Origin of the sequence: Xanthobacter tagetidis, from assembly GCF_003667445.1 — a bacterium.
Lineage (GTDB): Bacteria > Pseudomonadota > Alphaproteobacteria > Rhizobiales > Xanthobacteraceae > Xanthobacter > Xanthobacter tagetidis.
The window spans coordinates 82778-104371 of the sequence record NZ_RCTF01000013.1 but is presented as its reverse complement, the minus strand read 5'-3'; the positions used below and the strand labels follow the sequence as shown (position 1 = coordinate 104371).

Below are 21594 nucleotides of genomic sequence, written 5' to 3'. Positions count from 1 at the left end.
TGACAACTGCGTGAAAGCGGCGCCGTTCGGCCCGCTGGCGCCGCCGGAACCCTGCCCGGCGGCCGCGCCGTGTCAGTTGGGCTTGGTCTCGGGAGCGGCGGCCGGCGCGGCGGCGGCGGTCGGCAGCGGCTTGGGGCTGTGCGAGAGCGAGTTCAGATAGGCGATGAGGTCCGCCCGCTCGGTTTCCTTGGCGATGCCGGCGAACGCCATGGCGGTGCCGGGGATGTCGGCCTTGGGATTGGTCAGGAACGTGTTGAGCGCCTGGGGCGTCCAGTTGCCGCCATGGGCCTTCATCGCGGCCGAATAGGCGAAGCCCGCGACGCCTGCCACCGGCCGGTCGACGATGCCATAGAGATCCGGGCCGACCTTGGCGCCGGCGCCTTCCGCGAAATTGTGGCAGGCGGCGCACTTCTTGGCGACGTTCGCGCCCTTTTCCACCGAAGCGGTGGCGAACAGCTGCTCGATCGGAATGGCCGCCGCCTTGGGCGCCTCGGCGGCGCCGGGGCTTTCATTGACCACGATGTCGAAGCCGGGCTTCGCGGGCGCATGCGGCGTGAACAGGATCTCTGAGACGATGCCGAGGCCGAGGGTCAGCGTCAGCGTTCCCAGAACCGCACCTGCGATCTTGTTCAATTCAAAACTGTCCATCGGCGCTTCGCCCCTCGGTGCCGGCCGCGTCGAGGCCGGGTGATCGCGCGGACCCGCCGCCGCCCGGTGGCGCGGCATGCCGCATGGCATATCGTTAAGCCGGCGCGCAGCCCTTTCCACGCACCGGCTGGGACACTAAGCACTTTGACCGGGAGGGCGCAACCCGTATAAGGCGCGCCCCAATGCCGCTTTCCGCGCGGCTTTTCCGCGCGCTTCCAAGAGGCTCGAAGCCATGCTGCCGCCCCGCGTCCTGGTGCTCATTCCCGCGCGGATGGCGGCGAGCCGCCTGCCGGGCAAGCCGTTGGCGGACGTGGGCGGGCGGCCCATGATCGTCGAGGTGGCGCGGCGTGCGGTCGCAGCCGGCATCGGCCGGGTGGCGGTGGCCACCGACGCGGACGAGATCGCCGCGGCGGTGCGTGCCGCCGGCTTCGAGGCGGTGATGACCCGCGCCGACCACCCCTCGGGCTCCGACCGCATCTTCGAGGCGCTCGGGCGGCTCGATCCCGCCGGCGAGGTGGAGATCGTCGTCAACGTCCAGGGCGACCTGCCCACCATCGCGCCGCAGACCATCCGCAGCGCGCTCATCCCTTTGGCGGACCCCGCCGTGGACATCGCGACCCTCGCCGCCGAAATCGCGCGGGACGAGGAGCGCACCGACCCCAACGTGGTGAAGGTGGTGGGCTCGCCCGGCGCGGACGGCCTGCTGCGCGCGCTCTATTTCACCCGCGCCACGGCGCCGTTCGGCGCGGGGCCGCTCTACCATCACATCGGCCTCTACGCCTATCGCCGGGCCGCGCTGGCGCGCTTCGTGGCGCTGCCGCCCTCGCCGCTGGAGCGGCGCGAGAAGCTGGAGCAGCTGCGCGCGCTGGAGGCCGGCATGCGCATCGACGTGGCGGTGGTGGAGGCGGTGCCGCTCGGCGTCGACACGCCCGAGCATCTGGAGCGCGCGCGTCTCCTGCTTGCACAGGAGGCGGCGGCGGGAGGATAAGGCGCTGCCGCGCCCCGGCGCGCCGATCGTCAGCGTGTTACGAGGACCAGACGTCATGAGCCGCCGCATCACCTTCCAGGGCGAGCCGGGAGCCAACTCCCACATCGCCTGCCGCGAGGCGTTTCCCGACCACGAGGTGGTGCCCTGCGCCACGTTCGAGGACGCGTTCGCGCTGGTGGAGAACGGAACGGCGGACCTCGCCATGATCCCGATCGAGAACTCGGTGGCGGGCCGGGTCGCCGACATCCATCACCTGATGCCGCATTCCTCGCTCAACATCATCGGCGAGTTCTTCCTGCCGCTCTCGCACCAGCTCATGGCGGTCAGGGGGGCGAGCCTCGCCACCCTCAAGAGCGTGCAGAGCCACGTGATGGCGCTCGGCCAGTGCCGCCGGGCGATCCGGGAATTGAAGCTCACCCCGGTGATCGGCGCCGACACCGCCGGCTCGGCGCGCGAGATCGCCGAGGCCGCCGACCCCGCCCGCGCCGCCATCGCCTCGCGCCTTGCGGCGGAGATCTACGGCCTGGACATCCTGGCCGAGAACATCGAGGACGAGGCGCACAACACCACCCGCTTCGTCATCCTTTCGCGCGAAGGGGAATGGGCGCCGTCGGGCAACGGCCCGGTGGTGACCACCTTCGTGTTCCGGGTGCGCAACGTGCCGGCCGCGCTCTACAAGGCGCTGGGCGGCTTCGCCACCAACGGCGTGAACATGACCAAGCTCGAATCCTACCAGATGGACGGGCACTTCACGGCGACCCAGTTCTATGCCGACGTGGACGGCCACCCGGACGATCGTTCGGTGAAGCTGGCGCTGGAGGAACTGGCCTTCTTCTCGCGCGAGATGCGCATCCTCGGCGTCTATGCGGCGAGCCCGTTCCGCGCCGGGCTGACCGCCGGCGACGAGGCGTTCTGAGGCCGTCGGCCGCTCAGCCGCTCAGTGATCGAAGCGAAGGGTGATGCGGGCGCGATCGCCCGCCCGCCCGAACTTCACGTGCTCGCCCAGCTGCTTCAGCATGTAGGCGCCGAACGCGGCCACCTCCTTGGCGTCGCCGAACAGCGCCTCGGGCGAGGGGCGCTCCTTCGGCGCCTCCATCACCTCGCCCTCATAGAGCACCTCGACGTCGAGATGGGTCTCGTCGAAGCGGGCGCGCACCTCCACTTCGCTGCCGCCGATGCCGGAATCGGCGATAATTTCCAGCGCCTGGGCGGCGATGGGAATGGCGGCGGCCACCACGTCGCGCCGCGCACCCCACAGGTCCCCCTGGCGTTCGAGGAAGTCCCGCATCGCCACGAACGCGCCGGCGCTCGGATCGAGGCGCAGGGCCGCGTCCTTGGCGATGCCGATGCGGAACAAGAGGTTCAGCGCGATGGCTGAGCACGCCCCCACCGTGAGCGGCGTGGAGAACAGCGGCTTCAGCACGTCCGGCAACTGGTCGCGCAGAGGCAGGAACACGATGGACAGGCCCGCCAGCACCGAGAGCCCCACCACGAACACGCGCCGTTCCGACAGGCGGCGCGACGTGATGAGGTCCATGCCCGCCACCACCAGATAGGCCGAGGTGTAGAGCAGGATGCCGCCGATCACCGGCGAGGGGATCAGGGTCAGGGCGACGATCGCCTTGGGGAAGAAGGCGGTGGCAAAGATCAGGCCGCCGGCCACGATGCCGATCACCCGCGCCGTGGCCTGGGTGGCGAAGGCGAGGCCCACCGAGGAGGAGGACAGCCCCGCCTGGAAGCCGGAGGACAGGCCGTTCAGCATGTTGCCGATGCCGCAGGCGGTCACCGCGCGCTGGGCCGCGCGCATGTCGGCCCGGCGCCAGTCGGCGTCGTTCATCTTCTCCAGCGACACCGTCACCGAGAGCACGTCCACGAGGTTCATCACCACCAGCAGCGCGACCAGGGGAAACAGCGAGGCGTCGAGCCGCAGCGCGGGCAGGTGGACCTCCGGCAGCGCCATCCAGGCGGCGGCCGCGATGCGGTCGGCCGAGCCCGCCGGCGCGGCGCCGAGCGCGCCGGCGAGCGCCCAGCCGGCGCAGGCACCCACGAACACCGCGAACAGCTTCACCCGCTTCGGCATGAACACCGCCACGCCGACGATCAGGCACAGGGTGGTGAGGCTCACCAGCAGCGCGTTCTCCGACGGCGTCACCGCCGCCCCCTCCATGCCGAGCGCGCGCCGCAGAGCCGGCCCGGCGAGCGAGACCCCGAGCATGGTGACGGCGACGCCGCACACCTCCGGCGGCAGCAGCACGCGCAGCGGCCGCACCAGGCGGGCCATGCCGAGCTGGCACACCCCGACCAGGAAGGTGGTGGCGGCCAGCAGGCCCATGCCGCCCAGAGAGAGCGCCTGCACGGCCAGAGGAATGGCGCCCGGAGAGGGGATATGGACCGCCAGATAGCCCGAGCCGAAGCGCGTGCGCGCGCACTGCAGGATGGTGGCGAGCCCCATGGACATGGCGCAGGCGGAGAGCATCGCCGAGGTCTCGCGCGCCGAGAGCCCGGCCTCGGTGGCGGCAAGCACCGGATAGATCAGGAAGGTGAGCGCCAGCATGGCGTGCTGGAGCGCCAGCGGCACCAGCGAGGGCACCGGAACCTTGTCGTTCAGCCCATAGACGAGGCTCGCCGGGCGCCGGTGGATGCGCGGGCCGGCGCCGGGATCATCGAACACCAGGGCAACGAGGCGCCGGACGAATGGTCGGCGCTGCTGTCCGCGCGGGTGGCGGCTGCCGGCCGCGTCTGCCTGATGCGCGTCAGGCACGCGCACCCTCCAGGAAGGCGCGGATGAGGTGGTGCGCGATGGCCACCGGGGGCGGTGCGAACAGCCCGTCCGGGTGCGTGCGCGCGAGCATTTGCGCCACCTCGTCCTTGCCGAACCAGCGCGCGGCCTCAAGCTCGTTCGAATCGATGGTGATGTCGCGCGACGTCGCCTCGGCCATGCAGCCGATCATCAGCGACATGGGGAACGGCCAGGGCTGGCAGGTGTGGTAGGTGACGCGGCCGGTGGTGATGCCGGCCTCCTCCAGCGTCTCGCGCCGCACCGCCTCCTCGATGCTCTCGCCGGGCTCGACGAAGCCGGCGAGGCAGGACCACATGCCCGGCGCGAACTGGGGCTGGCGGCCGAGAAGGCACTCGTCGCCCCGCGCCGTGAGCATGATGACCACCGGGTCGGTGCGCGGGAAATGCTGGGCCCCGCAGGAGGGGCAGTCGCGCCGCCAGCCGCCCTCGATGATGGTGGTGGCGCCCCCGCAATTGGCGCAGAAGCCGTGCCGCCGGTGCCAGCCGAGCAGCGCCTTGCCGCAGGCGATGGGGCCGAGATGCTCCGGCCCGACCAGGCCGCGGACGGCAATGGAGCGCAGGTCGGTGACGAGGAGGCCGGCGGCTTCCATCTCCTCTCGGCGGGCAGGATCGAACGGGAAGGCGGCGCGCGGGGCGCCATCCTCAAGGCCGAGGAACATCGGGGCGCCGCGCGCCCACGCCGCGGCCTCGGCGGCGCTGAACAGCGGGTCCGCGTCCTCGTCATCGCCCTTGAGGGCCACCAGTTCCCCGCCCAGGAGATAGGCGCGCGCCTCGGGCGCCCGCGCGAGGTCGTCGCCCTGGGGCCGCAAGTGCGCCGCACGGTCGAGCGGGCTTCCCACATAGCCGAGGGCAGGCCAAGGCCCGAGGTCGGGGCGGGCGGCAGACCGGACAAGAGACATGGATACGGGAGCCGGTATTCCAGGGGTGGGGACGGCGACGGTCGCACGGCTCATGGCGCGAGGCAAGGCGGGCGGCGGCGCAAAGAAAAGGCCCCGTCGCCGGGGCCTTTTCGTGTCGGGAGGAGAGCGCCGTCCGGCGCCGCGCCTCAATCGTTGAACAGCGGCTGCTGTGCGTCGGAGCCTTCGGCGGACACCGGCTCGGTGCCGCCCTCTTCCCCGCCCTCGGCGCGATCGGCGCGCGAGCGATAGCGACGGCGGCGGCGGCCGAGACGGGCCTCGCCGTCACCGGCATCGACCGCTTCCTCAGGGGCAGCCTCGCGCTCGACCGGCTCCTTGGCCGGCTCCTTCGGCGCGTCCTTGGCGATGCTGGCGCCGCCGGTGATGAAGGAGGGCAGGCCGATGATCTGCTCTTCCTCGTCACGGGCCGGCTCGCGGGGCGCGCGCACCGGGCGGGGCGCGTCGTCCTCGCCGCGCGGCGGCCGCGGGCTGCGGAATTCCCGGTTCTCGCGCGGCTCGCGGGCTTCGCGCGGTTCACGTCCCTCGCGCGGCTCACGGACTTCCCGGTTCTCGCGCGGTTCGCGCGCTTCCCGGCTCTCGCGCGGCTCGCGGTTGTCGCGCGCCTCGCGCGGCTGATAGGCCTCGCCGCCCTCGTCGTCGCGGTTGCGGCGGAAGCCGTTGCGTCCCTCGCGCGGCTGACGCCCTTCGCGGTTGTCGCGCCCTTCGCGGTTGTCGCGCCCCTCGCGGTTGTCGCGGCCCTCGCGGTTGTCACGGCCTTCGCGATTGTCGCGACCCTCGCGCTGGTAGGGCTGCTGGTCGCCGCCGCGCTGCGCAAAGGGCTGCGGCGCATCGAGCGCCGAGACGTCGTCCATGTCCTCGTCGTCGCCGTCCTCCTCGCGGCCGAAGCCGGGCTGGGGTCCGAACTGGCCCTGGAGCGAGGCGATGAGGCGCAGATAGTGCTCGGCGTGCTGGAGATAGTTCTCCGCCGCCACCGGGTCGCCGGAGGACTGGGCGTCGCGCGCAAGCTGCTGGTACTTCTCCGCGATGTGGTGGGCGGTGCCCCGCACCTTCACGTCGGGCCCGTTGGACTCGTAGACACGCGTGAGCGGATTGGATCCGCGCCGGTTGTTGTTATTATTGTTGTTACGGCCGCGCATGCGCTTCTGCTGACCATTTCTCATCGTGATCGTTCTCTACTCGCTCGGCGTTCATTTCGCCGCCTGCGCCGGATCGCGTGCGAATCTCGGGGCGATGCGGCCTTGGGTTTTGAGGCCTGTCGGTTCGCGTCGCGGCCGCGCGGCGCCGAACCGAAAACACGGATGGTGTGCGCGCGGTCCTGCGCCAGATGGCGCCCGCGCCGGTGAGCATGGTGAAGTGCCCTTAAGAGTTCAGGATCCGTCCGATCATCGAGCCCCGATCCGCGCCTCCCCGGCGCGGTCGCGCAATCTGACAAACCGCGTCACGGCCTCATGCCGGAGCGCGTCTTACCCGGTGAAACGATCGCTCCGCGAGAAGATTATCCGGGCGCAGCATCCGCGCGCCATCGGCTACGATCCTCCATGGCGTCCGAAACATCCCCGATGAGATTTCGGAAGCCCGCACCGCCCCTCTAGGCAGGTGCCTCGGCTCGATTCCTGACAGGGACACTAGCCAGTTCCCTCGCCCGATCCAAGCGTTTTTTTCCCGGGGGGCCCGCGCCCCGATTTCGCCCAAATATGGGCTGGCTCACGGTTTGCGCGCAGCGAGGGCGCGCGGGATGCCGGCGAGGTCGGCGCGCGCGGGGCCGGCGACCGTAAGGCCGGCCTCGCGCAGAAGCTGTGCCACGGCCGGTTCCTGGCCGATGCCGAGCTCAACCACCAAAATACCGCCCGACGTCAGCAGGCCCCCCGCCTGCCGGGCAATGGCGCGGTAGGCGTCAAGCCCGTCCTGGCCGCCGTCGAGGGCAAGTGCAGGATCGTGAACACGCACTTCGGTGTCGAGCCCGGCGAGGTCACCGGTGGGAATGTACGGCGGATTGGAGACCAGGAGGTCGAAGCCGCCGCTGAGCGCCCCGCCCCAATGCCCGACGGCCACCGCCGAACGGTCGGCGAGGCCCAGCCGCGCCAGATTGTCGCAAGCGGCGCGGGCGGCACCGGCGCTGAGGTCCACCCCGATGCCGAAGGCGTTCGGCAGTTCCGTCAGCAGCGCCGCGAGGATGGCGCCGGAACCGGTGCCGAGATCGAGCACGCGCAGGGTGGCGGCGCGGTCGGCCACCAGAGCGAGCGCCGCCTCCACCACGGTCTCCGTATCGGGACGCGGCACCAGCGTGTCGGGGGAAAGCGCGAAGTCGAGGCTCCAGAATTCCCGCCGCCCGATGAGCCGCGCGACCGGTTCGCCGGCGAGCCTGCGGGCGAGGAGGTCTTCGGCGCCGGCCTGCGTGCGCGGCGTCGCGGCTTCGCTGCCGTGGGCCAGCAGCCCGGTGGGATCGAGCCCCGAGGCCGCGCCGACAATGAGCCGCGCCTCGGTGTCGGCGGCATCGATTCCGCCCGCCTTCAGGCGGGCCGCCACGGCGCGCCGGAGCGCGGCGAGGGTGATGGCGTCGTCTGCGCCCATGGCGCGCGGCTCCTTCCGCGTCACGCCTCGTCCGCGGCGGCCATAAGGGCCGCCTGGTGCTCGGTGACGAGCGCGTCGACGATCTCGTCGAGCGCGGTGCCGGCGATCACCTCCTCCAGCCTGTATAGGGTGAGGTTGATGCGGTGGTCGGTCACCCGCCCCTGCGGGAAATTATAGGTGCGGATGCGCTCGGAGCGGTCGCCGGAGCCCACCTGGCCCTTGCGCTCGGCGGCGCGGCCGGCCTCCTGGCGCTGGCGCTCCTCGTCCAGCAGGCGGGCGCGCAGCACCGCCATGGCGCGCGCCTTGTTGCGGTGCTGGGAGCGCTCGTCCTGCACCACCACCACGGTGTTGGTGGGCAGATGGGTGATCCGCACCGCGCTCTCGGTCTTGTTGACGTGCTGGCCGCCCGCGCCCTGGGCACGGAACACGTCGATCCTGAGGTCGCCTTCGTCCACCTCGAGGTCCACCTCCTCCGCCTCCGGCAGCACCGCGACGGTGGCGGCCGAGGTGTGGATGCGCCCGCCCGCCTCGGTCGCGGGGACGCGCTGCACCCGGTGCACGCCGCTCTCGAACTTGAGGCGGGCATAGGCGCCGCGCCCGTGGACGGCGGCGACGATCTCCTTGAAGCCGCCCATGGTGCCCTCGCTCTCCGACAGCACCTCGACGCTCCATGCGCGCTCGGCGGCATAGCGCGCATACATGCGGAAGAGGTCGCCGGCGAACAAGGCGGCCTCGTCGCCGCCGGTGCCGGCGCGCACCTCCAGGATGATGCCGCGCTCGTCCATGGCGTCCTTGGGCAGCAGCGCGAGGCGCACCTCGCGCGTCAGCTCCTCGATGCGGTCCTCAAGGCGCGCCACCTCGCCCTCGGCGAGGGCGCGCATGTCCGGATCGCCTTCGGCGGTCAGTTCCCGGGCATCGGCGAGGTCGCGCTCGGCGGCCTTCAGCGCCTTGACCTGCGCCACCACCGGGGAGAGGTCGGAAAACTCGCGGCCGAGGCGCGCGATGTCGTCGCCCTGCGCGCCCTGCGAGAGGATGGCCTCGATCTCGGCATGGCGCGCGACAAGCTGGTCCAGCTTCGCAAGCGGCAGGGTGTTCATCGGCTGCTTATAGCGCGAGCCCGCTCGCCAGGGCGAACGCCCTGAGCGTGGCGCGGATGTCGACCGTGCCGGTGCGGTCGTCGAGCAGAGGCAGCAGCACCTTGCGCGCCGCAGCCACGTCCAGCTCCAGCAGCGTCGCCTTCACCGGCCCGATGGAGGCCGGGGAGACCGAGAGCGAGCGATAGCCGAGCGCGGCGAGCGCCACCGCCTCCAGGGGCCGCGAGGCCAGCTCGCCGCACAGGGTGATGGGCTTGCCATGGCGAGCGCCCGCCTCCGCCACCATCCGGAAGGCGCGCAGCGCCGGCGCCGAGAGCGGGTCGAACCGGTCGGCGACGCGCATGTTGGAGCGGTCGGCGGCGTAGAGGAACTGCACCAGGTCGTTCGAGCCGACGGAGAGGAAGTCGGCCCGCGCCAGCATCTCGTCCAGCTGGAACAGCAGCGAGGGCACCTCCACCATGGCGCCGACGAAGACCCGGTCGGGCAGGCCGTGGCCGTGCCGGCGCAGATGGGTCAGCTCGCGCTCGACGATGGCGCGGGCGAGGTCGAATTCCTCCACCGCCGCCACCATGGGGAACATCACCCGCAGCTCGCGCCCGGCGCCGGCGCGCAGCAGCGCGCGCACCTGGGAGCGCAGCAGGCCGGGACGGTCGAGACCGAGGCGGATGGCGCGCCAGCCGAGCGCCGGGTTCTCCTCCTCGATCGCCCGCATGTAGGGCAGCACCTTGTCGCCCCCGATGTCCAGGGTGCGGAAGGTCACCGGCCGCTCGCCCGCCGCGTCCAGGACCGCGCGATAGAGCTTCAGCTGCTCCGATATGCGCGGGAAGGTGGAGGCGATCATGAACTGGAGTTCGGTTCTGAACAGCCCGATGCCCGCGGCGCCGGTCTCGGCGATGTGGGGCAGGTCCACCAGCAGGCCGGCATTGAGGTGCAGGTCCACATGCACCCCGTCCTTGGTCACGGAGGGGCGGGTGCGCAGCGCGGCATACTGGGCCTGCCGGCGGGCGCGGTAGCGCACCTTCTCGGCATAGGCCTCCTCCACGTCGCCGGGCGGGCGCAGATGCACCTCGCCGGCCTGCCCGTCGACGATCATGGGATCGCCCGGATCGGCGAGGCCGGCCGCGTTCTCCACCTGCCCCACGGCGGCGATGCCGAGCGCGCGGGCGACGATGGTGACGTGGCTTGTGGTGCCGCCCTCTTCCAGCACCAGGCCGCGGATGCGCGCGCGGTCATAGTCCAGCAGGGCCGCCGGGCTCATGTTGCGGGCGACGAGGATGGCGTTCTCGGGCAGCGCCTCGCGCTCGGTGCCGTGGCCGCGGCCGGTCAGCTCGCGCAGCAGGCGGTTGGCGAGATCGTCGAGGTCGTGCAGGCGCTCGCGCAGATAGGGGTCGGAGGCGCGCATCATGCGGGCGCGGGTGTCCGACTGGACGCGCTCCACCGCGCCTTCCGCGGTGAGGCCCGAGAGCACGGCCTCGCGCATCCTGTGCATCCAGCCCCGGTCATGGGCGAACATGCGGTAGGCTTCGAGGATGTCGCGGTGCTCGCCGGCCTTGGACAGGCCGTCGTCCTCCAGCATGGCGTCGATGGCGTGGCGCAGCTTGCCGATGGCGGCGTCGAGCCGCTCGCTCTCCTTCACCACGTCGTCGGCGATGACGTTGGTCACCTTGATGCGCGGCTCGTGCAGCACCACGTAGCCGAGCCCGAGGCCGTCGGCGAGCGGCACGCCCTTCAGGTGCACCGGACGGCGGATGGCCGGCTCGGCGCCGGGCTTGGCCAAAGCGGTGAGCTCGCCCGAGGCGATCATCTCCGCCAGCACCATGGCGGTGGTCTGGAGCGCCTCGATCTCCTCTTCCGTATAGGTGCGGCGCGCCCGGTTCTGCACCACCAGAACGCCCAGCGTGTTGCCGCCGCGCAGGATCGGCACGCCGAGGAAGGAATTGTAGATCTCTTCGCCCGTCTCCGGACGGTAGGCGAACTCGGGATGCCCCTGGGCGTCGGACAGCGCCAGCGATTCGGCCTCGCGCGCCACGTGGCCGACGAGGCCCTCATCCACCCGCATGACGGTGAGATGAACCGCGTCCCGGTTCAGGCCTTCGGTGGCGTACAGCTCCAGGGTCTGATCGACGCGCAGCACGTAGACCGAGCACACCTCCGCGACCATGTTGGCGGCGATGAGCACAACGATCTTGTCGAGGCGGTCCTGCGCGCTGACCGGCTCCGCCATCACCTCGCGGAGGCGGCGGAGCAGCACGCGGGGGCCGCCGAGCGCGCCACGCATCGGCCGCATCCTCAAGGTTGGCGGGGAACCCGCGGGGATTTCAGTGAACGGCGCGCCCCCGCCTGCCCGCTCTCAGCTATCGAGCCCGTATAGCGAATGGAGAGTCCGCACCGCAAGCTCGGTATAGGCCGCATCGATCAGGATCGAGATCTTGATCTCGGACGTGGTGATGGCCCGGATGTTGATGCCCTTGCCCGCCAGCGCCTCGAACGCCTTGGCCGCGACGCCGGCATGGGAACGCATGCCGATGCCGATCACCGACACCTTGGTGACCTCCATCGCCCCTTCGAGCGCCTGGTAGCCGACCTGCGCCCGGGCGCCCTCCAGCACCGCCTTGGCGCGCTCGAAATCGGCGGAGGGCACGGTGAAGGTGATGTCGGTGAAGCCGTCCGCCGAGACGTTCTGGACGATCATGTCCACATTGATGTGGGCCTCGGCCAGCGGGCCGAACACGGCGGCGGCGATGCCGGGCTTGTCGGCCACCCGGCGGATGGAGACCTGGGCCTCGTCCTTGGCGAAGGCGATGCCGGTGACCACCTGCGATTCCATCTGGTTTGCCACGATCTCCTCCTCGTCGCAGATGAGCGTGCCCGCGGTCTCGACGTGCGCCATCTCGGGCGCGCCGGGGTCGACCAGGCTGGAGCGCACGAACGTGCGCACATTGTGCACCATGGCAAGTTCCACCGAGCGCACCTGGAGCACCTTGGCCCCGAGCGAGGCCATCTCCAGCATCTCCTCGAACGCGATGCGGTCGAGGCGGCGCGCCTTCGGCACCACGCGCGGGTCGGTGGTGTAGACGCCGTCCACGTCGGTATAGATGTCGCACCGCTCGGCGCCCAGCGCCGCCGCCACCGCCACCGCGCTCGTGTCCGAGCCGCCGCGCCCCAGCGTGGTGATGCGGCCGGAGGCGCCGTGCATGCCCTGGAAACCGGCGATGACCGCCACCTCGCCGCTATCCACCGCGGCGCCGAGCACCGCGCCGTCGATCTCCAGGATGCGGGCCGAGCCGTGGGCGTCGTCCGTGAGGATAGGGATCTGCCAGCCCTGCCAGGAGCGGGCCGGAACGCCCATCTCCTGCAGCGCGATGGCGAGCAGTCCGCTCGTCACCTGCTCGCCGGAAGCGACCACCGCGTCGTATTCGCGCGCGTCATAGAGCGGCGCGGCCTCCTTGCACCAGCCCACCAGCTCGTTGGTCTTGCCGGACATGGCCGAGACCACCACCGCCACCTGGTATCCGGCCTCCACCTCGCGCTTCACGTGGCGCGCCACGTTGCGGATGCGCTCCAGGTTGGCGACCGAGGTGCCGCCGAACTTCATCACCAGCCGAGCCATGGCTCGTGCCTTTCTCTACTGAAATTGGGAATCAAGGGATTGCTCAGGAAAGGACGCGGGGCGCCTGCGGCGCGGGCGTCATTTTCGCCGGCGCATGGACAAGGCGCCGCGAGCGGCGCCGGTGTCCTCGATCCTCGTGCTGGCGGAGCGGTGCATCCCTTTGGCCCTGCCGCGCGGGTTCGACGGTTCGCGCGGCGTTTCGCGCGCTTCCTAGCCGCAACGGGGCCGTGGGGCAACCCGGCCGGCGCAATCGGGTGTCGCGCCGCCGCCTGTGGGCTCCCGTGGCCGGGGCTTGATCGGCCGGGCGCGATCGCCGATCAAGCCGGTGATCCGCCCTCCCGTCACGCCGAGGCATGGCCCATGACGTCCTTCCAGCTCGATCCGCGCCTTGAGGCCGACGGTCCGGTGGTGGCCGAGCTTCCCCTGTGTCAGGTCCGCCTCGTGGACGACGCGCGCTTCGTCTGGCTGGTGCTGATCCCGCGCCGAGACGGACTTATGGAGATTTTCGATATTCCGGCACCCGAGCGGGCCGTCCTGATGGAGGAGATCGCGGCCGTCGGCGCGGCGGTGAAGGCGGCCTCCGGCTGCGCCAAGCTCAATGTGGCAGCGCTGGGCAACATGGTCCGCCAGCTCCATGTGCACGTCATGGGCCGCGATCCGGGCGACCCGGCCTGGCCGGGACCGGTGTTCGGCTTCGGAGCGCGCGAGCCCCTGGCGCCGGAGGCGATGGCGGAGCGGCTTGCGACGCTGCGATCCGCGCTCGCGTCCTGAGCGCCGCGGCGGTTCCGTTTGTCCGACCGGACGGGACAAAGGGTGAAGCCAGCCGAAGCCGCGATTCGCTCAGGGTTCGTTCCCCCGTCGTTCGGAACGCGCCGGCCCCCGCGTCCCATTCCGGGACGAGGCCACCGCCTCTCAGAGCCGCCTGAGGCTCACCTCGGCCACCTCGTGGTCGCCGGCCTTGCGCAGGATCAAATCGGCGCGCTGGCGGGTGGGCAGGATGTTCTCGACCAGGTTCGGCAAATTGGTCCGCCGCCAGATGGCGAGGGCGGTGGCGTTCGCCTCGTCCTGGGTGAGCTTCGAGTAGCGGTGGAAGTAAGAGAGCGGGTCCTTGAACGCGGTCTCCCTGAGCCGCATGAACCGCTCCACGTACCAGCGCTCGATCACGTCCTCGTCGGCGTCGATATAGACCGAGAAATCGAAGAAGTCGGAGACGAACGGGATCGCCTTGCCGTCCTTGGGCGGGCGGGTGGTCTGGAGCACGTTCAGCCCCTCGACGATGAGGATGTCGGGCCGCTCCACCTCTACCGTCTGGTCCGGCATCACGTCATAGAAGAAATGCGAGTAGAGCGGCGCGCGCACCGGCCGGCGGCCGGCCTTGATGTCGGTGAGGAAGCGCAGCAGCAGCGGCAGGTCGTAGCTCTCGGGAAAGCCCTTCTTCTCCATCAGGCCCTCGCGGTCGAGCACCGCATTGGGCAGGAGGAAGCCGTCGGTGGTCACGAGACCCACCTTCGGCGTATTGGGCCAGCGCGCGAGCAGCGCCTGGAGCACGCGGGCGGTGGTGGACTTGCCCACCGCCACCGATCCGGCGACGCCGATGATGTAGGGCACCTTGCCCTCGCCGTTGGCCTCGTTCTCGCGCTGGTCGAGGAAGTGGCTCATGGCGCGGAACAGCTTCTGCGTCGCGCCCACATAGAGCGAGAGCAGCCGCGAGAGCGGCAGGTAGATCTCCTCCACCTCCTTGATGGAGAGGTGGACGCCGAGGCCCTGGAGGCGCTGGATCTCCTCCGGACGCAGCGTGAGCGGCGTGTCGCGGCGCAGCGCCGCCCATTCCTCGCGGGAGAAGGTGCGGTAGGGCGAAAGGGCGGGATCCATGCGCTGGTCCATGAGGAAGAGGCCCGTGTCCCGTCTCAGTCCGGCTTGCGCGCGGCCTTCTCGGCGAGGCCGGATTGCCCGGTACGGCGGGCAAGCTCGGCCTCGACCTGAGAAAGCGTCACGCCGCGCGCGGCGAGGACCACAAGCAGATGGTAGATGAGATCGGCGCTTTCGGCGATCAGCCCCTCGTCGGGGGCGCTGAGCGCCGCGATCACCGTCTCCACCGCCTCCTCGCCGAGCTTCTGGGCGCACTTGGCGACGCCCTTGTCCAGCAGGGAGCGGGTGTAGGAGCTTCCGGCGTCGGCCGCGGCGCGCGCGGCGATGATCCGCTCCAAATCGGCGAGGGTGAAGGGCGCGCTCATGCGATCCTCGCTGGGCGGGAAAAGACGGGGCAGCACTCACACATCAAGGCGCACCGGCAAGCCGGCCTCCTTGAGGTGCTCCTTGGCCTCGCGCACCGTGAAGGTGCCGAAATGGAAGATCGAGGCCGCGAGCACCGCCGAGGCGCCGCCATCGCGGATGCCGTCCACCAGATGATCCAGCGTGCCCACGCCGCCAGAGGCAATCACCGGCACATGCACCGCGTCCGACACCGCGCGGGTGAGCGCACAGTCGAAGCCCTTGCCGGTGCCGTCCCGGTCCATGGAGGTGAGCAGGATCTCCCCGGCGCCGAGGTCCACGACTTCGCGGGCATACTGGATGGCGTCGATGCCGGTGGGGGTGCGCCCGCCATGGGTGAAGATCTCCCAGCGGTCTTCCTCGCCCTCAGCCGAGACCTTCTTGGCGTCGATGGCGACCACGATGCACTGCTCGCCGAACTTCTCCGCCGCCTCGCCCACGAAGGCGCGGCGGGTGACCGCGGCGGTGTTGATGGAGACCTTGTCCGCCCCCGCATGCAGCAGGGTGCGCACGTCGTCCACGGTGCGCACGCCGCCGCCCACGGTGAGCGGCATGAAGCACTGCTCGGCGGTGCGGCGCACCACGTCGAGAATGGTGCCGCGGTTCTCGTGGCTGGCGGTGATGTCGAGGAAGGTCAGCTCGTCGGCGCCGGCGGCGTCATAGGCGCGCGCGGCCTCCACCGGGTCGCCGGCATCGCGCAGGTCGACGAACTGGACGCCCTTGACCACGCGGCCGTCCTTGACGTCGAGGCAGGGGATGACGCGGACTTTCAGCATGGCCCTACCGTCCCGCCACCAGAGCCAGCGCCTCGCGGGCATCGAGCCGGCCGTCATAGAGCGCCCGTCCAGTGATCGCGCCGGCGACCTTGGCGGCGGCGGGCTCCAGCAGCGCCTCGATGTCCGCGATCGAGGCGAGCCCGCCCGAGGCGATCACCGGCAGCGCTACCGCCTCGGCGAGCGCCACGGTGGCGTCGATGTTGAGGCCCTTCAGCAGGCCGTCGCGGGCGATGTCGGTGTAGATGATGGCGGACACGCCGGCATCCTCGAAGCGCTTGGCGATCTCCACCGCCGAGAGCTTGGAGGTCTCCGCCCAGCCTTCCACCGCCACGAAGCCGTCGCGGGCGTCGAGGCCCACCGCCACCCGGCCGGGATGGGCCTTGGCGGCCGCCTTCACGAAGTCCGGGTCGCGCACCGCCGCGGTGCCGAGGATGACGCGGGTGACGCCCTTCTCCAGCCAGGCCTCGACGGTCGCGAGGTCGCGGATGCCGCCGCCAAGCTGCACCGGAATGGAGACGGTCTCCAGAATCCGCTCCACCGCCGCCGCGTTCACCGGCTTGCCAGCGAAGGCGCCGTCGAGGTCTACGAGGTGCAGATAGCGGAAGCCGAGGGTTTCGAACTCGGCGGCCTGGGCGGCGGGATCGCGGTTGAACACGGTCGCGCGCGCCATGTCGCCCTGCTCCAGGCGCACGGCGAGGCCGTCCTTCAGGTCGATGGCGGGATACAGGATCACGGATACCACTTCAGGAAATTGGCGAGGAGCGCGAGGCCGAGGGTCTGGCTCTTCTCGGGATGGAACTGGGTGCCGGCCACGTTGTCCTTCGCCACCACGGCGGTGATGGTGCCGCCATAGTCGGTGGTGGCGACGAGGTCGAGGCCGTCGGCCGGCTTCAGGTGGTAGGAATGGACGAAATAAGCGTGCAGCCCGCTTTCGCCGGACGGCACCTGCGCCAGGAGCGGGTGCTCGCGCGAAATCTGCAGCGTGTTCCAGCCCATGTGCGGGATCTTGAGGGCGGGATCGGCGGGGGCGATGCGGTCCACCTCGCCGCGGATCCAGCCGAGGCCGTCCGTGACGCCGTGCTCCAGCCCGCGCTCGGCCAGCAATTGGAGGCCGACGCAGATGCCGAGGAAAGGGCGGCCCTTCTCCTTCACCGCCTCGGTCATGGCCTCCACCATGCCGGGCACCGCATCAAGGCCGGCGCGGCAGTCGGCGAAGGCGCCGACGCCCGGCAGGACGATGCGGTCGGCACGACGCACCACCTCCGGATCGGACGTCACGACCACCGGCTGCTCGCGTCCCGCCTCGCGCGCCGCGCGCTCGATGGCCTTGGCGGCGGAGTGCAGGTTGCCGGAATTGTAGTCGACGACGGCGACGGTCATGGGGCGGAGGCCCCCGGGAAGCTGCCGATGATGCCGGGGCCGCCCGCATGGCGCGGCGGCTCGGAGGGAACGAACGCTGCCGGGCGCGGGCGCTCCGGCTGCCGGGCGGTCCAGTCCGAAAAGAAGCGCCGTTCCGCCTCGGCCCGGTCGCGGGCCACGACGACGCCCTCCTCGGCGAAGCCGCGTCGCGCAAGCTTGCGTACCCGGAGCGCCGGCAGTTCGAAGCCCAGCAGCAGGTTGAAGCCGGCCATCACCACGAGGCCGACGGGACCGGCGATGCCGGCCATGGCGGTGACGAAGCCGAGCAGGCCTGCCACCGCCACATAAGCGAGCAGCGGCAGCCACAGCCGGTAGCGCAGCAGCACGAACGGGGCGAGGAACAGCGCCGCGAAGGAGAATTTCTCCCGCACGAAGGCGACGCGCTCGGCCGACGCCTCGGCGCTCTCGCCGGGCTCGACGCGGGACAGCACGCTCCAGGTGGCCATGTGCGGCTCCTAGGTTCCGAGGGTGCCCTTGGTGGAGGGCACCTCGCCCGCCGCCGAGGGGTCGATGGCCACCGCCTGGCGCAGCACGCGGGCGAGGCCCTTGAAGCAGCTTTCGGCGATGTGGTGGGCGTTGATGCCGTAGAGCGTCTCCACGTGCAGCGTCACGCCCGCGTTCGACGCGAAGGCCTGGAAGAACTCGCGCACCAATTCGGTGTCGAACTCGCCGATCTTCTGCGCCGGGAACTCGGTGCGGAACACCAGGAACGGCCGGCCGGAAATGTCGATGGCGACGCGCGTCAGCGTCTCGTCCATGGGCATCAGCACGTCGGCGTAGCGCGTGATGCCGCGCATGTCGCCGAGCGCCTTGCGGAACGCCTGGCCGAGCGCGATGCCCACGTCTTCCGTGGTGTGGTGGAAGTCCACATGGAGATCGCCGTCCGCCTTCACCGTCAGGTCGAAGCGGGCGTGCCGCGCCAGCAGGTCCAGCATGTGGTCGAAGAAGCCGATGCCGGTGGCAATATCCGAGCGCCCCTTGCCGTCGAGGTCGACGGTAAGGGCGATCTTCGTCTCCTTGGTCTCGCGGGCGATCTGGGCCGTGCGCATGGAATTCCTCCAAGGCCGCGGGTTCTAGCAGCAACGGTGCTGCAACGCCATATGGCGAAGACATGACGGTTTACGCGCCCGCTCCCGGCCCTCGCCCCGTCGCGCGCCCTGTGCCATAGGCTTGAGCGCAGAGGCCCGGACCTGGAGGAGCGAATGCCGACCATCACCCGCGACGGACTGACGATCGACTATTCGGTGAGCGGGGAGGGGCCGCCGCTGCTCATCATCTCCGGCCTGTCGGCGGAACGCTCGTTCTGGGCGCTGACCCGGCCGCTGCTCTCGGGCTTCACCCTGATCGAGTTCGACAACCGCGACATCGGCAAGAGCGCGCGGGCGAAGGCGCCCTATGCCGTGGCTGACATGGCGGGCGACGCGCTGGCGGTGCTCGCGGCCTCCGGATTCCAGAAGGCCCACGTCATGGGCCATTCGCTGGGCGGCATGATCGCCCAGGAATTGGCGCTGATGGCGCCCGAGAAGGTGGACCGGCTGGTGCTCACCAACACCATCGCCCGCAATGACCTCTACACCACCGAGATCATGCGCCTGCTGAAGGAGCTGCGGCTCCAGCTCGACAACGAGCTGACATTCGGCGCGGCGCTCACCACGTTCGTCATCGGCATGCGGATGCTGAAGACGGTGCCGCTGTTCGCCGCCGTGCAGCAGTCGCTCGACGCCGGGCTCTACCAGGAGAAGGACGCCTTCCTGCGGCAGCTCGACGCCTGCGTCGCCTATGACGGGCTGAAGCGCATCGGCGACATCAAGGCGCCGACCTATGTGATCTATACCGATGACGACCGCCTCTTCTCTCCCGCCATGGTGCGGGAGGTGGCGGAGGCGATCCCAGGCGCGCAGATCGACGAGATCATCGACAGCGGCCATTGTCCCATGGTGGAGGCGCCGCAGAATTTCGCCACCGTCGTGCGCGCGTTCCTCACCGCCCGGTGAGCGGGCTCCGGACGGCGGGCATCCCTGCGGGCGTTTGATCGAGGCCGTTGCGTCCCGGACGGAAGGGCATAAGTAAGGCTCTGAGCGGAGCCTTTCATGCAGCATTCCCCGGATACCATCTACGGCACGACCATCGTCTCGGTGCGCAAGGGCAACCGCGTCGCCATCGCCGGCGACGGGCAGGTGACGCTCGGCCAGACGGTGCTGAAGTCCAACGCCCGCAAGGTGCGCCGCCTGGGGCGCGGCGACGTGATCGGCGGCTTCGCCGGGGCGACGGCCGATGCCTTCACGCTGTTCGAGCGGCTCGAAGCCAAGCTGGAGCAGTATCCCGGCCAGCTTCAGCGCGCCGCCGTCGAACTCGCCAAGGACTGGCGCACCGACCGCTATCTGCGGCGCCTGGAGGCCATGATGATCGTGGCCGACGCCTCCATCTCCCTGGTGCTCACGGGCACCGGCGACGTGCTGGAGCCGGAGCAGGGCGTCGCCGGCATCGGCTCCGGCGGCGGCTTCGCGCTCGCCGCCGCCCGCGCGCTGCTCGACCGGGAGGAGGACCCGGAGGCGATCGTCCGGCGCTCCCTGGAGATCGCCGCGGACATCTGCGTCTACACCAACCGCAACATCGTCATCGAGACCATCGGGGGGATGTGAGCGGTGGGGCAGCGCTACGCCTTCGCCGGCATGACGCCGCAGCACCTGCCGCTGGTGGCCTCGTGGCTCGCGGCGCCGCACGTGGCTGCGTGGTGGCACGACGCCGAGGCGTTCGAATTCGTCAGCGGCGACCTCCATCATCCCGACATGGGGCAGTTCATTGTCTCCCAAGACGGCCGGCCCTTCGCCTATCTCCAATGCTACCGGCTGGGCGACTGGCACACGGCGTTCGGTCCCCAGCCCGAGGGCACGCGCGGGCTCGACCAGTTCATCGGCGATCCCGGCATGCTGGGGCGCGGCCACGGGCCCGCCTTCATGGATGCCTTCTGCTCTGGCCTGGAACGCGCCGGCACGCCGCGCATCGTGGTCGATCCCCGCCCCGACAATGCGAGGGCCATCCGCGCCTATGAAAAAGCCGGCTTCACCCCTGACCGCGAGATCGTTACCCCCGACGGTCCCGCCCTCCTGATGGTACGCACTCCATGACCGACTTCTCCCCCCGCGAGATCGTCTCCGAGCTCGACCGGCACATCGTCGGCCAGGCAGCCGCCAAGCGCGCGGTCGCGATCGCCCTGCGCAACCGCTGGCGCCGCCAGCAGCTGGACGACAAGCTGCGCGAGGAGGTGATGCCGAAGAACATCCTCATGATCGGCCCCACCGGCGTCGGCAAGACCGAGATCTCCCGCCGCCTCGCCCGCCTCGCCGGCGCGCCGTTCCTGAAGGTGGAGGCCACCAAGTTCACCGAGGTGGGCTATGTGGGCCGCGACGTGGAGCAGATCGTGCGCGACCTCGTGGAGGTGGGCATCGGCCTGGTGCGCGAGGTCAAGCGCAAGGATGTTCAGGCCAAGGCGCACCTTGCCGCCGAGGGCCGCGTGCTCGACGCCCTGGTGGGCGCCACCGCCTCTCCCGCCACCCGCGACGCCTTCAGGAAGCGCCTGCGCTCCGGCGAGCTGGACGACAAGGAGGTGGAGATCGAGACCCAGGCGGGCGGCGGCGGCATGCCCATGTTCGAGATCCCCGGCATGCCCGGCGCGCAGATGGGTGCGATCTCGCTCTCCGACATGCTCGGCAAGGCGTTCGGCGGGCGCACCAAGACCCGCCGTGTCACCGTGAAGGAGGCCCATCCTTTGCTCCTCACCGAGGAGGCGGACAAGCTGATCGACCAGGACGCCATCGTCCAGGACGCCATCCACGCGGTGGAGAACAACGGCATCGTCTTCCTGGACGAGATCGACAAGATCGCCGGCCGGGAGGGCCGCTCCGGCGCCGACGTCTCGCGCGAGGGCGTGCAGCGCGACCTGCTGCCCTTGATCGAGGGCACGACCGTGTCCACCAAGCACGGGCCGGTGAAGACCGACCACATCCTGTTCATCGCCTCCGGCGCGTTCCACGTGTCGAAGCCGTCCGACCTCCTGCCGGAGCTTCAGGGCCGCCTGCCGATCCGCGTGGAGCTGGAGGCGCTGACCCGTGCCGATTTCGTGCGCATCCTCACCGAGACCGAGGCGAGCCTCGTCAAGCAGTCGGTGGCGCTGATGGCGACCGAGGGGGTGGAACTGGTGGTGACGCCGGACGCGGTGGAGGCCATCGCCGACGCGGCGGTGGAGGTGAATTCCAGCGTCGAGAATATCGGTGCCCGCCGGCTCCAGACGGTGATCGAGCGGGTGCTGGACGATTTATCCTTCTCGGCGCCCGACCGCTCCGGCGAGACGGTGGTGATGGACGCCGCGTTCGTGCGCTCGCGCGTCGCAGACCTCGCCCGCAACGCGGACCTCAGCCGCTTCATCCTCTAGCCCCGAGAACGAGGACGCGATGCCCGGTCCGCTTGGGAGTCAAGCCGACTGGCGCGGGTTCCAGCGACG

22 protein-coding genes are annotated in these 21594 nt (G+C 70.6%); 7 read left to right on the top strand and 15 right to left on the bottom strand.

All coding sequences use genetic code 11. The annotated features are described in order from the left end of the window. Window positions 1-72: 72 nt before the first annotated feature. Window positions 73-648, bottom strand: a complete 576-nt coding sequence (locus D9R14_RS15770; protein WP_121624298.1) for a c-type cytochrome — start codon at window positions 646-648, stop codon at window positions 73-75. Window positions 649-880: 232 nt separating this feature from the next. Here D9R14_RS15770 and D9R14_RS15765 point away from each other — a divergent pair, with 232 nt between their 5' ends. Both D9R14_RS15765 and D9R14_RS15760 read left to right on the top strand, forming a co-directional pair. Then, window positions 881-1636 carry a 3-deoxy-manno-octulosonate cytidylyltransferase gene (locus D9R14_RS15765; protein ID WP_121624297.1) on the top strand — a complete coding sequence of 252 codons (756 nt, stop codon included), beginning with the start codon at window positions 881-883 and terminating at the stop codon, window positions 1634-1636. A 55-nt stretch (window positions 1637-1691) separates the two neighbouring features. After that, window positions 1692-2552: a prephenate dehydratase gene (locus tag D9R14_RS15760; protein ID WP_121624296.1), complete on the top strand. Its 861-nt coding sequence runs from the start codon at window positions 1692-1694 to the stop codon at window positions 2550-2552. 21 nt (window positions 2553-2573) lie between these two features. On the opposite strand, the gene D9R14_RS15755 is transcribed toward D9R14_RS15760, so the two are convergent. The 7 genes from D9R14_RS15755 to D9R14_RS15725 all read right to left on the bottom strand — a co-directional run bounded on the left by D9R14_RS15755 (window position 2574) and on the right by D9R14_RS15725 (window position 12627). After that, window positions 2574-4397, bottom strand: a complete 1824-nt coding sequence (locus D9R14_RS15755; RefSeq protein WP_121624295.1) for a uracil-xanthine permease family protein — start codon at window positions 4395-4397, stop codon at window positions 2574-2576. Next, window positions 4390-5334, bottom strand: coding sequence for an NAD(+) diphosphatase (gene nudC, locus D9R14_RS15750; RefSeq protein ID WP_121624294.1), 945 nt, complete (start codon window positions 5332-5334; stop codon window positions 4390-4392). The genes D9R14_RS15755 and nudC overlap by 8 nt, the downstream gene beginning before the upstream one ends. A gap of 146 nt (window positions 5335-5480) precedes the next feature. After that, entirely contained in the window at window positions 5481-6488 is a 1008-nt protein-coding gene (locus D9R14_RS15745; protein WP_245420837.1) for a DUF4167 domain-containing protein, read from the bottom strand. 568 nt (window positions 6489-7056) lie between these two features. Beyond that, entirely contained in the window at window positions 7057-7923 is an 867-nt protein-coding gene (gene prmC / locus D9R14_RS15740) for a peptide chain release factor N(5)-glutamine methyltransferase (protein WP_121624292.1), read from the bottom strand. Window positions 7924-7943: 20 nt separating this feature from the next. Next, on the bottom strand, window positions 7944-9020 hold the full coding sequence (gene prfA / locus D9R14_RS15735; RefSeq protein WP_121624291.1) for a peptide chain release factor 1: 1077 nt from the start codon (window positions 9018-9020) through the stop codon (window positions 7944-7946). 7 nt (window positions 9021-9027) lie between these two features. After that, window positions 9028-11295 carry a phosphoenolpyruvate--protein phosphotransferase gene (ptsP, locus tag D9R14_RS15730; RefSeq protein WP_121624290.1) on the bottom strand — a complete coding sequence of 756 codons (2268 nt, stop codon included), beginning with the start codon at window positions 11293-11295 and terminating at the stop codon, window positions 9028-9030. Between the two features lie 72 nt (window positions 11296-11367). After that, window positions 11368-12627, bottom strand: a complete 1260-nt coding sequence (locus D9R14_RS15725; protein ID WP_121624289.1) for an aspartate kinase — start codon at window positions 12625-12627, stop codon at window positions 11368-11370. A gap of 360 nt (window positions 12628-12987) precedes the next feature. Here D9R14_RS15725 and D9R14_RS15720 point away from each other — a divergent pair, with 360 nt between their 5' ends. Further along, window positions 12988-13398, top strand: coding sequence for an HIT domain-containing protein (locus D9R14_RS15720; protein ID WP_121624288.1), 411 nt, complete (start codon window positions 12988-12990; stop codon window positions 13396-13398). Between the two features lie 141 nt (window positions 13399-13539). Here D9R14_RS15720 and coaA read toward each other — a convergent pair whose 3' ends face one another. The 7 genes from coaA to hisB are packed head-to-tail and all read right to left on the bottom strand — an operon-like array spanning window position 13540 to window position 18142. After that, entirely contained in the window at window positions 13540-14511 is a 972-nt protein-coding gene (coaA, locus tag D9R14_RS15715; protein WP_121624287.1) for a type I pantothenate kinase, read from the bottom strand. 23 nt (window positions 14512-14534) lie between these two features. Beyond that, the gene (locus D9R14_RS15710; RefSeq protein WP_121624286.1) at window positions 14535-14861 is read right to left on the bottom strand and encodes a phosphoribosyl-ATP diphosphatase; all 327 of its coding nucleotides are present in this window, start codon (window positions 14859-14861) and stop codon (window positions 14535-14537) included. 36 nt (window positions 14862-14897) lie between these two features. Further along, a complete protein-coding gene (gene hisF, locus D9R14_RS15705) occupies window positions 14898-15674 on the bottom strand; it encodes an imidazole glycerol phosphate synthase subunit HisF (RefSeq protein WP_121624285.1) in 777 nt (258 codons plus the stop codon). 4 nt (window positions 15675-15678) lie between these two features. Continuing rightward, complete coding sequence (hisA, locus tag D9R14_RS15700; RefSeq protein ID WP_121624284.1) at window positions 15679-16407, bottom strand: 1-(5-phosphoribosyl)-5-[(5-phosphoribosylamino)methylideneamino]imidazole-4-carboxamide isomerase; 729 nt, start codon at window positions 16405-16407, stop codon at window positions 15679-15681. Beyond that, window positions 16404-17054: an imidazole glycerol phosphate synthase subunit HisH gene (hisH, locus tag D9R14_RS15695; protein ID WP_121624283.1), complete on the bottom strand. Its 651-nt coding sequence runs from the start codon at window positions 17052-17054 to the stop codon at window positions 16404-16406. Before hisH ends, hisA begins: the two co-directional genes overlap by 4 nt. Then, window positions 17051-17539, bottom strand: coding sequence for a DUF2628 domain-containing protein (locus D9R14_RS15690; protein WP_121624282.1), 489 nt, complete (start codon window positions 17537-17539; stop codon window positions 17051-17053). The genes hisH and D9R14_RS15690 overlap by 4 nt, the downstream gene beginning before the upstream one ends. A 9-nt stretch (window positions 17540-17548) precedes the next feature. Then, a complete protein-coding gene (gene hisB, locus D9R14_RS15685) occupies window positions 17549-18142 on the bottom strand; it encodes an imidazoleglycerol-phosphate dehydratase HisB (protein WP_121624281.1) in 594 nt (197 codons plus the stop codon). A gap of 153 nt (window positions 18143-18295) precedes the next feature. Here hisB and D9R14_RS15680 point away from each other — a divergent pair, with 153 nt between their 5' ends. The 4 genes from D9R14_RS15680 to hslU all read left to right on the top strand — a co-directional run bounded on the left by D9R14_RS15680 (window position 18296) and on the right by hslU (window position 21525). Next, complete coding sequence (locus D9R14_RS15680; RefSeq protein WP_121624280.1) at window positions 18296-19087, top strand: alpha/beta fold hydrolase; 792 nt, start codon at window positions 18296-18298, stop codon at window positions 19085-19087. 96 nt (window positions 19088-19183) lie between these two features. Then, on the top strand, window positions 19184-19735 hold the full coding sequence (hslV, locus tag D9R14_RS15675; protein ID WP_121624279.1) for an ATP-dependent protease subunit HslV: 552 nt from the start codon (window positions 19184-19186) through the stop codon (window positions 19733-19735). A 3-nt stretch (window positions 19736-19738) separates the two neighbouring features. Further along, a complete protein-coding gene (locus D9R14_RS15670) occupies window positions 19739-20221 on the top strand; it encodes a GNAT family N-acetyltransferase (RefSeq protein ID WP_394010515.1) in 483 nt (160 codons plus the stop codon). Then, entirely contained in the window at window positions 20218-21525 is a 1308-nt protein-coding gene (gene hslU / locus D9R14_RS15665; RefSeq protein ID WP_121624278.1) for an ATP-dependent protease ATPase subunit HslU, read from the top strand. The genes D9R14_RS15670 and hslU overlap by 4 nt, the downstream gene beginning before the upstream one ends. Window positions 21526-21594: the final 69 nt, after the last annotated feature.

Bases quoted from the DNA above. Each gene is read 5' to 3' on its own strand.
- D9R14_RS15770 (WP_121624298.1), bottom strand. From the start codon at position 648: ATGGACAGTTTTGAATTGAACAAGATCGCAGGTGCGGTTCTGGGAACG.
- D9R14_RS15765 (WP_121624297.1), top strand. From the start codon at position 881: ATGCTGCCGCCCCGCGTCCTGGTGCTCATTCCCGCGCGGATGGCGGCG.
- D9R14_RS15760 (WP_121624296.1), top strand. From the start codon at position 1,692: ATGAGCCGCCGCATCACCTTCCAGGGCGAGCCGGGAGCCAACTCCCAC.
- nudC (WP_121624294.1), bottom strand. From the start codon at position 5,334: ATGTCTCTTGTCCGGTCTGCCGCCCGCCCCGACCTCGGGCCTTGGCCT.
- D9R14_RS15745 (WP_245420837.1), bottom strand. From the start codon at position 6,488: ATGCGCGGCCGTAACAACAATAATAACAACAACCGGCGCGGATCCAAT.
- prmC (WP_121624292.1), bottom strand. From the start codon at position 7,923: ATGGGCGCAGACGACGCCATCACCCTCGCCGCGCTCCGGCGCGCCGTG.
- prfA (WP_121624291.1), bottom strand. From the start codon at position 9,020: ATGAACACCCTGCCGCTTGCGAAGCTGGACCAGCTTGTCGCGCGCCAT.
- ptsP (WP_121624290.1), bottom strand. From the start codon at position 11,295: ATGCGTGGCGCGCTCGGCGGCCCCCGCGTGCTGCTCCGCCGCCTCCGC.
- D9R14_RS15725 (WP_121624289.1), bottom strand. From the start codon at position 12,627: ATGGCTCGGCTGGTGATGAAGTTCGGCGGCACCTCGGTCGCCAACCTG.
- D9R14_RS15720 (WP_121624288.1), top strand. From the start codon at position 12,988: ATGACGTCCTTCCAGCTCGATCCGCGCCTTGAGGCCGACGGTCCGGTG.
- coaA (WP_121624287.1), bottom strand. From the start codon at position 14,511: ATGGACCAGCGCATGGATCCCGCCCTTTCGCCCTACCGCACCTTCTCC.
- D9R14_RS15710 (WP_121624286.1), bottom strand. From the start codon at position 14,861: ATGAGCGCGCCCTTCACCCTCGCCGATTTGGAGCGGATCATCGCCGCG.
- hisF (WP_121624285.1), bottom strand. From the start codon at position 15,674: ATGCTGAAAGTCCGCGTCATCCCCTGCCTCGACGTCAAGGACGGCCGC.
- hisH (WP_121624283.1), bottom strand. From the start codon at position 17,054: ATGACCGTCGCCGTCGTCGACTACAATTCCGGCAACCTGCACTCCGCC.
- D9R14_RS15690 (WP_121624282.1), bottom strand. From the start codon at position 17,539: ATGGCCACCTGGAGCGTGCTGTCCCGCGTCGAGCCCGGCGAGAGCGCC.
- hisB (WP_121624281.1), bottom strand. From the start codon at position 18,142: ATGCGCACGGCCCAGATCGCCCGCGAGACCAAGGAGACGAAGATCGCC.
- D9R14_RS15680 (WP_121624280.1), top strand. From the start codon at position 18,296: ATGCCGACCATCACCCGCGACGGACTGACGATCGACTATTCGGTGAGC.
- hslV (WP_121624279.1), top strand. From the start codon at position 19,184: ATGCAGCATTCCCCGGATACCATCTACGGCACGACCATCGTCTCGGTG.
- hslU (WP_121624278.1), top strand. From the start codon at position 20,218: ATGACCGACTTCTCCCCCCGCGAGATCGTCTCCGAGCTCGACCGGCAC.